12 protein-coding genes are annotated in these 12,600 nt (G+C 65.0%); 6 read left to right on the top strand and 6 right to left on the bottom strand.

Annotated features, from left to right (window positions below; all coding sequences use genetic code 11):
- Positions 1-2: 2 nt before the first annotated feature.
- A complete protein-coding gene (gene ilvC / locus AAGD32_09690; GenBank protein MEM8874520.1) occupies positions 3-1,016 on the top strand; it encodes a ketol-acid reductoisomerase in 1,014 nt (337 codons plus the stop codon).
- Positions 1,016-1,516: a GNAT family N-acetyltransferase gene (locus AAGD32_09685; protein MEM8874519.1), complete on the top strand. Its 501-nt coding sequence runs from the start codon at positions 1,016-1,018 to the stop codon at positions 1,514-1,516. The genes ilvC and AAGD32_09685 overlap by 1 nt, the downstream gene beginning before the upstream one ends.
- Here the strand turns inward: AAGD32_09685 and AAGD32_09680 are convergent.
- From AAGD32_09680 to AAGD32_09670, 3 genes are read right to left on the bottom strand one after another with little or no spacing between them, the layout of a single operon-like run.
- On the bottom strand, positions 1,506-2,231 hold the full coding sequence (locus AAGD32_09680) for an anti-sigma factor (GenBank protein MEM8874518.1): 726 nt from the start codon (positions 2,229-2,231) through the stop codon (positions 1,506-1,508). The two genes, AAGD32_09685 and AAGD32_09680, sit on opposite strands and share 11 nt — an antisense overlap.
- On the bottom strand, positions 2,231-2,851 hold the full coding sequence (locus AAGD32_09675) for a sigma-70 family RNA polymerase sigma factor (protein ID MEM8874517.1): 621 nt from the start codon (positions 2,849-2,851) through the stop codon (positions 2,231-2,233). The genes AAGD32_09680 and AAGD32_09675 overlap by 1 nt, the downstream gene beginning before the upstream one ends.
- Positions 2,852-2,871: 20 nt before the next feature.
- Positions 2,872-3,858, bottom strand: coding sequence for a fasciclin domain-containing protein (locus AAGD32_09670; GenBank protein MEM8874516.1), 987 nt, complete (start codon positions 3,856-3,858; stop codon positions 2,872-2,874).
- A gap of 249 nt (positions 3,859-4,107) precedes the next feature.
- Between AAGD32_09670 and fliD the strand changes: the two genes are divergently transcribed.
- Positions 4,108-6,870 (top strand): flagellar filament capping protein FliD, encoded by a 2,763-nt coding sequence (gene fliD, locus AAGD32_09665; protein MEM8874515.1) that lies wholly within the window; start codon positions 4,108-4,110, stop codon positions 6,868-6,870.
- Positions 6,871-6,939: 69 nt separating this feature from the next.
- Positions 6,940-7,401, top strand: a complete 462-nt coding sequence (gene fliS, locus AAGD32_09660) for a flagellar export chaperone FliS (protein MEM8874514.1) — start codon at positions 6,940-6,942, stop codon at positions 7,399-7,401.
- On the opposite strand, the gene typA is transcribed toward fliS, so the two are convergent.
- From typA to AAGD32_09645, 3 genes are all read right to left on the bottom strand, one after another.
- Positions 7,402-9,243, bottom strand: coding sequence for a translational GTPase TypA (gene typA / locus AAGD32_09655; protein ID MEM8874513.1), 1,842 nt, complete (start codon positions 9,241-9,243; stop codon positions 7,402-7,404).
- A gap of 57 nt (positions 9,244-9,300) precedes the next feature.
- Entirely contained in the window at positions 9,301-9,711 is a 411-nt protein-coding gene (locus AAGD32_09650; GenBank protein MEM8874512.1) for a DUF1772 domain-containing protein, read from the bottom strand.
- Positions 9,712-9,797: 86 nt separating this feature from the next.
- Positions 9,798-11,066: an FGGY-family carbohydrate kinase gene (locus tag AAGD32_09645; GenBank protein ID MEM8874511.1), complete on the bottom strand. Its 1,269-nt coding sequence runs from the start codon at positions 11,064-11,066 to the stop codon at positions 9,798-9,800.
- 98 nt (positions 11,067-11,164) lie between these two features.
- Here AAGD32_09645 and AAGD32_09640 point away from each other — a divergent pair, with 98 nt between their 5' ends.
- Together AAGD32_09640 and AAGD32_09635 are read left to right on the top strand one after the other, a co-directional pair.
- Positions 11,165-12,013, top strand: coding sequence for an amidohydrolase family protein (locus AAGD32_09640; protein MEM8874510.1), 849 nt, complete (start codon positions 11,165-11,167; stop codon positions 12,011-12,013).
- The gene (locus AAGD32_09635; GenBank protein ID MEM8874509.1) at positions 12,013-12,417 is read left to right on the top strand and encodes a GNAT family N-acetyltransferase; all 405 of its coding nucleotides are present in this window, start codon (positions 12,013-12,015) and stop codon (positions 12,415-12,417) included. Before AAGD32_09640 ends, AAGD32_09635 begins: the two co-directional genes overlap by 1 nt.
- The last annotated feature ends 183 nt before the right edge of the window (positions 12,418-12,600 follow it).

The raw sequence follows: 12,600 nt of genomic DNA, 5'->3' as shown, positions 1-12,600 counted from the left end.
TCATGGCCCTCACGATGCTCTACAACGACGATGCCCCCCTCTCCCCGCTCGATGGCAAGACCGTCGCCGTGCTCGGCTTCGGCAGCCAGGGCCATGCCCACGCACAGAACCTGCGGGACAGCGGCGTGAACGTCATCGTCGCCAACCGCCCCGACTCGGCCAACGGTCGCCTCGCGACGGAAAAGGGCTTCACGCCGATGCCCGTCGCCGAGGCCGTGCGGGATGCGGACCTGATCATCGTCGCCCTGCCCGATGAGGTGCAGCCGGGCGTGTACGAGAAGGATATCGCCCCGAACCTCAAGCCCGGCCAGACGCTTGGCTTCACCCACGGGTTCAACATCCACTTCACGACCATCACCCCGCCCAGCGACGTCGACGTGATCATGGTCGCGCCCAAGGGGCCGGGACACTTGGTACGTAGCGAGTTCGAGGGCGGTGGCGGCGTGCCGACGCTCTTCGCCGTCCATCAGGACGCCACCGGCAACGCCCGCGCCACGGCGCTGGCTTGGTGCAACGGCGTCGGCGGCGGTCGGTCGGGCATCATCGAGACCACCTTCAAGGACGAGTGCGAGACCGACCTCTTCGGCGAGCAGGCCGTGCTTTGCGGCGGTCTCGCGGCACTGATCAAGGCCGGGTTCGAGACGCTCACCGAGGCGGGCTACCCCGAGGAAATGGCGTACTTCGAGACCGTCCATGAGGTGAAGCTGATCGTCGACCTGATCTTCCAGGGCGGCCTCGACTACATGCGGTACTCGGTGAGCAACACCGCCGAGTACGGCGATCTCACCCGCGGCCCGCGCGTCGTCGGCCCCGAAGCCAAGGCCGAGATGAAGAAGATCCTCGAAGAGATCCAGTCCGGCGAGTTCGCCCGGCAGTGGCGTGCCGAGTACGAAGCCGGCAGCGGCGAGTTCCGCCAGATGGAAGCCGACGAAGCCCAGCATCCGGTCGAGCAGATCGGCAAGCAGCTCCGCGGCATGATGCCTTGGCTCGGCGCGAAGACGCGACCGGTCGACTGATGCCCATCATCATCGAAGAACTCGGGCCCGACCAGTGGCAGCGTTACCGCGCGGTCCGGCTCGCGGCACTTGCGGATTCGCCGGATTTCTTCGGCTCAGCTCACGCGGACGAAGCCGCTTTCGATGAAACACGCTGGCGGGATCGTCTGCGACGGCGTGTTCCGACGTTGGTCGCACATGATACCGGCGTCGACTGTGGGCTCGCCGGCGGTGAGCCGGATGACACACAACCGAAACGAATCGCGTGGCTGGTTTCGATGTGGGTCAGCCCCAGTCACCGCCGGCACGGCATCGGCCGCCGGCTGATCGAAGCGGTCATCTCGTGGGCCGAGCAACGCGAGTTCGAAGAACTGCGCCTCCACGTTACCGAAGGCAACGATCCCGCCCGGCTGCTCTACCAAAACCTCGGCTTCGACATGACCGGCTCTAGCGAGCCGCACCCACGCGTACCAAGTCTGCGCGAGTTGGAGATGTGTCGCCCGCTCAAGCTCAGCCGGTGATCATCAACAGCCGTGGCCCGAGTTCACTCACGACGCTTCCGCCGGGCGGTTCGAGCGTGATCGCGAAACCGACCGCGTCGCCGACCGGCAGCTTGCTGTCGATCTGAATCTCCGACCAACCGTCGACATTCAACGTTTCCGGGGCGACATCGAACACCCCGCCATCCACACGGTTGCGGCCGTTGTCGTCGGGGCGCGTCGCGTCGACGATCCAAAGCTGGTACTGCGCCTCGACGACATCGTTGGCCGGGAGATTTCGGACACGCAGCACGCCGATCTGTTGCTCGTTGTCCCAAGCAACCTCAGCCTCGGCCTGATCGAAGTCGTCATCCATGGCCAGCACGTCGAGCTTGACCGGCTCCAGCTCGCAAGCCGCGAGCAACGCCTCGAATCCCAACGGCTCGACCAGTTCGATCGCCGGCTGGTCAGGGATGCCCGCCACCTCCGGCTGCGGCCTTGTCGCGAAGAACACCAGCAAGACGACCACCGCCGCTGCGGCAGCGATCCAGCCGGACCACGCAAGCCACGGCGATGGTGACGTCGCGGCGCCGATCGGGAGCGACTTCGGCGCGAGCAGGTGTAGCCGTGCGTCTTCGATGAGCTTGGCCCGCAGACCCGTCGGCAGTGCCACACGCGCGTCCCCGCCACTACGCCACACCGCCGCGAGCGTCGGCTCGTCGACCATCGGTTCGTTTTGTGTCGGTTGGTCGGTCATCAGTTTTGCTCCAGCCTTGGCTGTTGCAGCCCCCGTTGCTGTCGGAACATCGCCCGCCGGACGGTCGCCGCCTCACGCCGTCGGGTCAGTGCGTCACGCACCGCCGCAAACCCGCGTCGGGCCTGTGCCTTGACGGTGCCCAGCGGGATCGCGAGCTTCTCGGCGATCTCCGGATAACTCAGCCCCTCGAACACCGTCAACGTGATCACGGTCCGTTGGCTGTCGTTCAGGTCGCCCAGTGCTTCCCGGGCAGCGTCGGCCTCATCGTCATGGTCGTCGCCGTCGGTGGCGGCCACGTCGCCAAGTTGCTCAACGTCTTTCCGACGACCGCGCTTGCGGAGATGATCAATCAGCCGGCGGCGGGCAACGGTCGATACGAACGCCGCCTCGGTCCCGCGTTGCTCATCGAAATCCCCCGCCTTCCGCCAAAGCTCGATGAACACGTCCTGCACTGCGTCCTCGGCATCGGCTGCACTTTGACAATACCGTTTGGCCACGGACCAGATCAGCCCGCCGTAGCGGTCTATGCACGTCTCGGCCGCGCCCGCGACGCCACGGGCCACCGCCGGCAGGACCGGCGGCGGCGACGCGGTTGTCGAACTCGGTGTGGCGGGGTTCACCAGTAGCACAGCTTAGCCGTTCAGTGCGAGTCGCCCGGCAAAAGAACCGTGTCGATGACATGGGCGATGCCGTTCTCGGCGGTGATGTTGGTCTTGATCACCTTGGCACGATTGGTCGGTCCGACGACGAACAGTTGGCCGTCTTCGATCTCGAAGCGGAGCGTGCTGCCCTCGCGACTCTCGGCCTCACCGGCGACGACCGCGCCACGGGCATCGACCTCACCCGCGAGAATGTGCAGACGAAGCACGGCCCGCAGGTCGTTGACGTTGCTGTGATCAAGCAGCGACTCGACGGTGCCGCTTGGTAATGCAGCGAACGCGTCGTTGGTCGGCGTGAAGACGGTGTACGGACCATCGTTGCCCAGCGAACGGGCGAAGCCGGACGCCTTGACCGCTGTCTCGAGGGTGGAGAGTTCGCTCGTCCGTTCCAAGACGTCGAAGAGGTCGAGGGTGTTCTTCGGCTTCTCCTTTCCGGGGAGCAGCACGCCTTCGATCACGTGGCCGACGCCGTTGGACGCCTCGATATCGGCGGCCACGACCTGGTTGCCATTGATGCGGATGTCAGCGCCGGCCCGATCGATGATCAATATCTCACCGCCGAGGGTTTCGACCTCGGTGCGACCCTGCGGAATGTCGTCCGCGAAGATCCGGCCGGGAACGACGTGGTAGGTCAGGATTTTCGTCAGAAGGTCTTTGTCGTTGATGACCTCGGTGAGCGTGCCGTCCGGCAGTGCCTCGAACGCGTCGTTGGTCGGGGCGAAGACGGTGAAATCACCACTCTGGTTCAGCGGCTCGTCGAGATCGGCCACGGCGATCAGTCCGGCGAGCGTGCTGAAGTCGGGCGTGGTGAACGCGATCTCGAAGATCGAGGGCACGGCATCGTGGGCGGCGGCGATGAAGCTCGTGTTTTGCGGCGTGGTCTTCTCGTCGCAGTCGCCGGCGAAGGTCACCGGGACGAGAAAGCCGACGATCGCGACGCCGGCAAGGGTGGTTGCGGAAGAGAACATGCGGGACTCCGGGGTGTGGGGTGGACGGCCGGCGGCGGCCACTCGTGTGGCTCTGTCCTCTCCTTCGCACCGGACGCCTCGCCGGACGCATCGAAGCGGCAAAGTTGGCGTCAGAATTTATCCGGACGTGGAAAGCCCGCACCGCTTTCCCATCTCGCCAAGTTTTCTCCGAGATCGCCGCTCGACCACCTTCCGACGGGCTACAGCCAACGCCACGGCTTGCCGATACAGGTTATTGGAGCAAGCCATATGGGTACGATTTCATCCGGCGTTGGCCTAGCCAGCGGCATCAACTCGCAGCAGATCATCGAGCAGCTCATGCAGATCGAGGCGCGTCCGCGTGCCTTGTACGAGCAACGCATTGCCGGCAATGAGTCGCGCCGCCTCGCCTACACCACGCTCGAAACACGGCTTGCCTCGCTCCGCCTCGCCGGCCAGCAACTCAAGCTTTCGCAGAGGTTTCAGGCAGCCACGGCGACCAGCGGCAACGACGACGTCGTTGTCGCCACCGCGAGCGACCGCGCCGCCACCGGCAGCTTCCAGGTTCGCGTCGCACAACTCGCGTCGAGCCAGCAGACCGTTTCGCAAGGCTTCGCGTCCCCGACCGACACGCTCGGCATCGGCAATCTGACCTTCGAACTCGGCGGCAAGGGACTGCGGTCCGAGTCGAGCATCAACGACCTACGCGGCGGTCAGGGCATCTCGGCCGGCCTGTTCCGCATCACCGACCGCGCCGGCGACTCGGCGGTCATCGACACCGCGGGCGTCCGAGACCTCGACGAACTCGCCCTGCGCATCAGCCGCAACACCGACGTCAACGTGCAGGCCGACATCGAGGACGGCAAGCTCGTGCTCACCGACTTCACCGGCGGCAGCGGCCAACTGGCCGTCCGCGATATCGACGGAACCGCCGCCGAAGAGCTCGGCATCGATCAACGCGTCTCCGCCACGACCATCACCGGCGCGCAACTCGATGGCCTCGCCGAGACCACCACCCTTTCGAGTCTCAACGATGGCCGCGGCGTCGATGTCGGTCTCAACGCCGACCTTACCGTCACCTTGCTCAACGGCAGCAACTTCGACGTCGACCTGACCGATGCGAAAACGATCGGCGACGTGATCGAAAGGTTCGACGACGCGGCTGGCGGCGACGCGACCCTGACCATCAGCGGCAACCGGCTGATCATCAACGACAACACGACCATACCGCCGCTGGGCATTGGGCAGACGTCCGTTGCCAGCGCCAACGGCTCGTCGGCCGTGCAAGACCTCGGGCTGATCGGCAGCTCGACGACCGGCACGTTCAACGGCCGGCAGATCGTCGCGAGCAACGGCAGCGTGCTCATCCAGTCCCTCGCCGGGGGCGACGGCATTGACACGAGCGGCGGCCTGACCGTCACCAACCGTGCCGGCGTCACCACGAACATCGACACGCAAGCCGAGGACGTCGCCGGACTGATCGACGCGATCAACAATGCCGGTGCCGGCGTCGAAGCCCAGATCAACGACGCGGGCAACGGCATCGACCTGATCGACCTCACCGGCGGCAACGGCGATCTCACCATGGCCGAGCGCGGCGGCACCACCGCGGCCGACCTCGGCCTGCTCGGCACCTTCGCCCCAAACACCGATCCCAACGCGCCCGACGCCAAGGGCGCGAACCTGCAACGCCAGTGGATCTACGGCACCACCGAGGTGGCCGACCTCGACGGCGGCAACGGCATCGGGGCCGGCACGCTCGAGTTCACCAACTCCAACGGCGACGTCTTCGAAGTCGTGATCGACGAAGAGGACGACATCACCAACGTCGATGACCTGTTCGCCAAGATCAACGACACGGCCGCAAGCTTCGGCGTGAGCATCGGACTCAACGACAATGGCGACGGCTTCACCGTCACCGACACCGCCGGCGGCGCGACGCAGCTACGGATCAACGACGTCGAGGGCCAGATCGGCAGCGCCCTGCGGATCACCGGCGAGGCCGAGACCGGCGAGACGACGCTGACCGGCAGTTACGAAACGACCATCGAAGTCGCCGCCTCCGACACGCTCGACGAGGTCATCACGAAGATCAACGAATCCGACGCCGGCGTGGCCGCGACGTTGCTCAACGACGGCGGCAACACGCCCTTCCGACTGTCGCTCACCGGCCGGCGACCGGGTCTCGCGGGGCAAGTACTCGTCGACGGCGGCGCCACCAGTCTCCGCACACGCGACCTATCCGAGGCGAGTGACGCGCTGGCCTACATCGGCGGCGGTGCCGACGCGATCGCCATCTCCAGCAAGTCCAACACGATCAGCGACGCTGTCCGCGGCGTGTCCTTCGAACTCACCGGCGTGAGCGATCAGGCAATCAACATCGAAGTCGCTTCCGACACGACCCCGGTCAAGGACCAACTCAAAGCCCTTGTCGAGGGGTTCAACACCACGATCTCCGAGATCCGCTCGTTGACCGATTTCGACGTCGAGACCGGTCGCCGCGGGCAGTTGCTCGGCGAGTCGGCGGTGCAGCGGATCGAGTCCGAGTTGTACGCGTTGCTGCGCGACCGTGTCGTCGAAGGCGGCCAATACCAGCGGCTCGGCGACATCGGCGTGAACATCGAAAACGGCGGCGAACTGACGTTCGACGAGGAAACCTTCAACGCCGCCTACGCCGACGACCCGCGGGCTGTCGAACGGCTCTTCACGGCCACGACCACTCAGCTCGACGACGAGGGCGAGGAGGCGGTCGTCGGCGTCGGCCTCGGCTGGCTCATCGAAGAAAGGCTCGACCGGATCGTCGACCCGGTCGACGGCATCATCAAACGAACCGCCGACGCGATCGACGAAGTCACCCGCGGCTATGAAGACCGCATCGACCAGCTCAACGCCCTGCTCGACGGCAAGCGTGCCCGGCTCGAACGGCAGTTCTTCAACATGGAACTCGCCATCGCTGGCCTGCAGGATCAACAGGCGGCCGTGAGTAGCTTCCAGCCGTTTAACTTCCGTGGCACCGGTGGTGGCGACAGCTAAACCGCCCCCGCCTTCAAGCTGCTGTTTTGAAACTGTCCGCGTTCACCCCACGACACCGATACTGCCACCATGAGTTCTCAAGCACGCCGACATGCTGTAGTTCCCGCCGCCAAGAACGGTGTCAACCAGTACCTGCGTGCACAGGTCATGACCGCGTCTCCCGAGCGAATCCAACTGATGCTCTTCGACGGCGCACTCCGGTTCGGCGAACAGGCGCGACATGGCCTGCGCAACCACGACTACGACCTGAGCCACGACAAGCTCAAACGCGTCCAGCGCATCGTTCAGGAACTCATCCACGGCCTGCGACCCGAGCACGACCCGGTCACCTGCAAGCAACTCGAAGCGCTCTACAACTTCGCTTACCTCAAGCTGGTCGAAGCCAACATCCATCACTCCGAGGAAGCGCTCGACGAAGCCCTGAACGTGCTGCGGTATCAGCGCGAGACGTGGGCGATGCTTCTCGAACGACTCGAAGCTGACGAAGCCAAACAGGTCAAGCAAGACCCGCGCGTAAGCATGTGCGCGTGATCAGGCGGTGGCCTTCGCCGCCTGGCGGTCGGTTCGTCGACGATCGGCTTCCTTCAGCTGGCCCTTGCGGATACGCACCGCCGTCGGGGTGACTTCGACCAGTTCGTCGTCCTCGATGTACTCCAACGCTTGCTCGAGCGTCATGCGCCGGGCGGGCTTGAGGACGAGCGCTTCGTCGCTGGCGTGGGTGCGGATGTTGTTGAGCTGCTTGCCCTTGACGACGTTGACGACCAGGTCGTTGTCACGGCAGTGCTCGGCGACGATCTGTCCCTCGTAGACGACGTCGGTGGGCCCAACGAACATTTCGCCGCGCTCCTGCAGGCCGAACAGCGAGAACGCCGTCGCGGCCCCGGCCATGTTGGCGATCATCACGCCGTTCTGCCGACCCGGCACGTCCGACCGCAAGGGACGCCACTCGGCGAAGCTGTGGTGCATGATCGCCTCGCCCTTGGTGGCGGTGAGCAGGCGGGTCCGCAAACCGATTAAGCCACGCGCGGGGATCAGGAACTCCAGGTGCTGGATGCCGTGCCGGTCGGACATGGTCTGCAACTCGCCGCGTCGGTGGCCGACCAACTCCATCACCTTGCTCGCGTGCAGGTCCGGCACATCGACGACCAGCCGTTCGACCGGCTCGCTCTTCACGCCGTCGATCTCACGGACCACCACCACCGGCTTGCCGACCGAGAGTTCGTAGCCCTCGCGGCGCATCGTTTCGATCAGGATGCCCAGATGCATCAGGCCGCGTCCGCTCACACGCAACGTGTTGTCGCCCTCGCTGCCCTCGACCTGCAGCGCGACGTTGGATTCCAGCTCACGCATGAGGCGGTCGCGGAGGTGGCGGGCGGTGACGTACTTGCCTTCCTTTCCGGCCAGCGGCGAGTCGTTGACGCCGAAGACCATCGTGAGCGTGGGCGGCTCGATCTCGATCGGGTCCATGGGCGCGGGGTTGTCCGGATCGCAGACACTGTCGCCGATGTCGACGCCTTCGAGGCCGACCATCGCGACGATGTCGCCGGCGGACGCCTGCTCGACTTCCTTACGGCCGAGCCCGTCGAAGGTCAGCAGCTTGACGATCTTCCGCTTCTCCATGGAGCCGTCGCGCTTGGAGAGAAGGACCTGTTGCCCGGCTTTGAGCGTGCCGTCGTAGATGCGGCCGATGCCGATGCGGCCGACGTACTCGCTGTAGTCGAGCGTCTGCACCCGCAGCCGCAGCGGCTTGGTTTCGTCGCCCTCGGGCTGCGGGATGTGATTGAGCAGCGCGTCGAACACCGGCTTGATGTCTTCGCCCTTCTTGTCCATCTCCGTGCTCGCCCAACCGTCTCGGCCGCTGGCGTAGACCGTCGGGAAGTCGAGCGTCTCGTCATCGGCACCAAGTTCCATGAACAGCTCGAAGACCTCGTCGAGCACTTCCTCCGCACGTTGGTCGGGCTTGTCGATCTTGTTGATGACGACGATCGGCTTGAGCTTCGCGTCGAACGCCTTCTGCAAAACGAACCGCGTCTGTGGCATCGGTCCCTCGGCCGCGTCGACCAGCAGCAGACACCCGTCCGCCATCGCCAGCACCCGCTCGACCTCGCCGCCGAAGTCCGCGTGGCCGGGCGTGTCGATCACGTTCACTTGCACCTTGTCGCCGGTCTCCGGATCGGTGTAGGTGATGGCGCAGTTCTTGGCGAGGATGGTGATGCCGCGCTCACGTTCAAGCGGGTTGGAGTCGAGGATCGCGTCGCCCTTGAGTTGGGCGTCGCGGAAGTTGCCGGACTGGCGGAGTAGCGCGTCGACGAGCGTGGTCTTGCCGTGGTCGACGTGGGCGATGATGGCGACATTTCGGATATTGCGCGGCATTGGCGCGGGCATGGTAGGAGCAGGGATGCCACGGCGACGCCGGCTGACCCGTGTGGATCAATCGACCAGCAGCAACACTGCCAGCAGTAGCACCGATGCGATCAGCCCCATGACCGATCGGACGTTGTTCCACCGGTTCCACGGCCGCTCGAACACCAAGCGCGCCTTGTTGACCGTCGCATCATCCGCGGCATCGGCATCGACCATCTGCAGTGCGTTGTTGAGCCGGATATTGAACAGGAACGTCGGCAACTGAAGGCCGAGTATGTACACCGCTGCCGCCACCATGAGCAAGACGCGGGGAACCCCGTCGAGCCGCACCGCTCCCCAAACCGCCGTGACCGCGAGCAACGGGATCGAACCAACCCAGATCGCCATGAAGATCGGCTGGTTGTTCTGGATAACGCCGTCGATGACCTGGAACGCACGAACAAACGCACGGTCGGGCAACCTGGCAATCCCCGGCATCACGACGATCGCAAACCAAAGGACCAACCCCGTAACAAGTGTGCAAAACAACGCCGTAGAGAGCAGCAAGATGTGAAACACGATCATCAGGCGGCGCTCCCTTGCTGAGTCGCCAATGCCGCTCCGCAGAGCGTCGCTTCTTCTTCGAGGCGAACGTTGAAGCGATCTGTCCACGGATGCGGGGTCGCCCCGCCGCCGGTGAGGATGACATCATCGAGTAGCGGCGTACCGAGCGATTCGAGCTTGGCCAGCCGTTCGCGGCGGCTCCGATCCAAAGCGGCGACGATGGCACCGAGGATGTCGTCACGGGTGGAGCCAAGCGTGAGCCCGGACATGCCGCCGGTCGGCTGGTCGATCTCGGTGCGGCTACCGGCGAGGCGCAGGTCGAACGCGACGTCGGTCGAACGCGTCTGGGTGAGCAATCGCTCGAACGCGGCGTCGTCAAGATCGCGGAAAAGTTCACGGCGGGCCCAGGCGATCGTGCTGCCGGCGGCCGCCTCGGTCGCGGCGCTCACCCACTTGCGACCGATGCCCAGGGGACGCGTGAGCAGGTCGGCCCTCGGCTCGGGATGATCGAGGCAAACGGCCAGCACGTCCGTACTCCCCGCCGAGTTGACCAGCTGCCCCGGCCGCGCCCCGGCCAACAGCAACGCCCCGCTGCCGTCGACCATGCCGGCCGTCACCGGAAGCCCCTCGGGCAGCTTCAACACGACCGACGCGCCGGGAAGAAGTTTGCCGACGACCTCACCGGAATCGACCACGCTCGGCAGTTGCGACATTTTCAACCCGACGAGATCGACCAACTCCTCGTCCCAACCGGTGCCATCGACCCGCCAAAGCCCGGTGAAGCCGGCGTTGGACACGTCCATCACACGCGCGCCGGTGAGGCTCGTGTGCAGGAGCGTCGTTATGTGGCCAACGAGATCAACGCCCGACATGCCGTGGTTGTCGGCGAACCATTTGCACGACGTGGAGCTGATGCCGCCGGGGAACGGTCGGTTGCCGACACGTCGCAGGTGATCGTCACGGCCGAGCGCCGCTTCAATCGCATGGGCTTGGGCAACGGATCGCCGATCGGCGTGTGTGATGATGTCCGAAAGCTCTTTGCCGTTCGGCCCCATGGCCAGCCATGCGGGGGACATGCCGGTCAAAGCGAGCACGTCCACGCCGGTCCCGTCGATCGCCCCGAGCACGGCAAATGCCGCACGAAGGAGTTCTTGCGCAGTCACGCTGACTTTCACTCCCTGCGTGTCGGTCCGGAAGGGTTCCCGCAAGACCGACCCGACGATCTCCCCATCGACGACGATCGCCGCCTTGGCCGAGGAGCTTCCGATGTCGAGGGCGAGAACTTTCATAATCATCCGGAGATGCCGGCGGCGCAGCTTACCGCGGGTTTGCGAGCCACGCCCGCGGCTCTACCATTCCTCCCAGGGGCAAGCTCCACACACGCAGCATGATTATCGACTGTCACACGCACGTTTGGCAAAGTCCCGAGCAACTCGGCCGCGCGACACTCGGCGGCGTTCCACCCCGCACCGGCAAACGCCAGGGCAACACACCCGCCGCCGACCCTGACGCTCACTTTCAGCAAACCCGCCAAGTCGACAAGGCGTTCGTGCTTGGGTTCAAGAGCAAGTACCTCGAGGCCGACGTGCCCAACCGTGTCGTCGCCGACTACTGCGGCCGCGACCCCCAGCGTTTGTTCGGCTTCGCGGGCATCGACCCGACCCAGGAAGCCGCCGTTGATGAGCTGCAACTAGCGCATGAAGAACTTGGCCTGCGCGGAGTGACCGTCTCGCCGGCCAACCAGGACTTCCACCCCGCCGACACACGGGCGATGGACCTTTACGCCAAGGCCGAGAAGCTCGGGATGCCGATCCTTTTCCACCCCGGCGGCCCGATGACCGAGGCGAGCAAGCTTAGTTACTCGCGCCCCCATCTCATCGACGAGGTCGCCCGCAACTTCCCGGGCCTGCGCATCGTCATCGCCCAGCTCGGCCAACCGTGGATCGAGGAGGCGATCCTGCTGCTCGCCAAGCACCGCAACGTTTACGCCGACGTGTCCGTGCTCACGTCCCGCCCGTGGTTGGCGTACAACGCGCTCATCAACACGTTCCAAGCCGGCGTCATGGGAAAGCTGCTTTTCGGCTCCGACTTTCCGTTCGCCGACGCGCAGCAATGCATCCAGACGCTGTACTCGCTGAACCAGATGGTGCAGGGCACGAACCTGCCGGTAATCCCGCGTGAAGAGTTGCGCGGGATCGTGGAGCGTGACGCCCTCGAACTTCTCAACCTCGCGTGATGCCGACGATCTCTCACCACCCGAGGCTTCCGGCCGGCGGAAACAACGACCCCACCGCCGGCGGACCGTTCACCCAGGAACTGCGCATCGCCGACGGCAAGCGGACGATCGGTTCGGTCCGTTGGCACACCGTGGGTTCCGATGGCGTCGCCCAGTTGCTCGACCTGTTCGTCCGCGAACCCGACCGCCGGCAGGGCCATGCGAAATCATTACTAACGGCAGCGGAGAAACAGATCGGTAAGTACCACGGCCGATCGCTACGCCGCATCTGGTGCCAAGTCCGTCAGCAATCGCAGGTCAAGGCCCGCGCGCTCATCAGCGGCCGGGGCTATCAGCACGTCTCCACGGCGAAAGACCTCTTCGAGAACGAAGACGGGTTGGTCTACGTCAAGACCTTCGACTGAACGACCGACCAACCGCGCCAAACCGCACAAACGGAATCAGAGTCACGCATCGGTTTATTGGCCTTTGCGGTCTTCAAAAATCTGCTTGCAACCGACGTGGTGCCATGGTTTCTTGTGAGCTGTGCAGCCAGGCGCGGCGATCGCCGTCGTTTGGGGAGAACTCTGTAGCTTGACGATAACCCG

It is taken from the genome of Planctomycetota bacterium (assembly GCA_039182125.1).
GTDB lineage: Bacteria > Planctomycetota > Phycisphaerae > Tepidisphaerales > Tepidisphaeraceae > JBCDCH01.
This window is presented reverse-complemented; position numbering and strand designations above follow the sequence as displayed.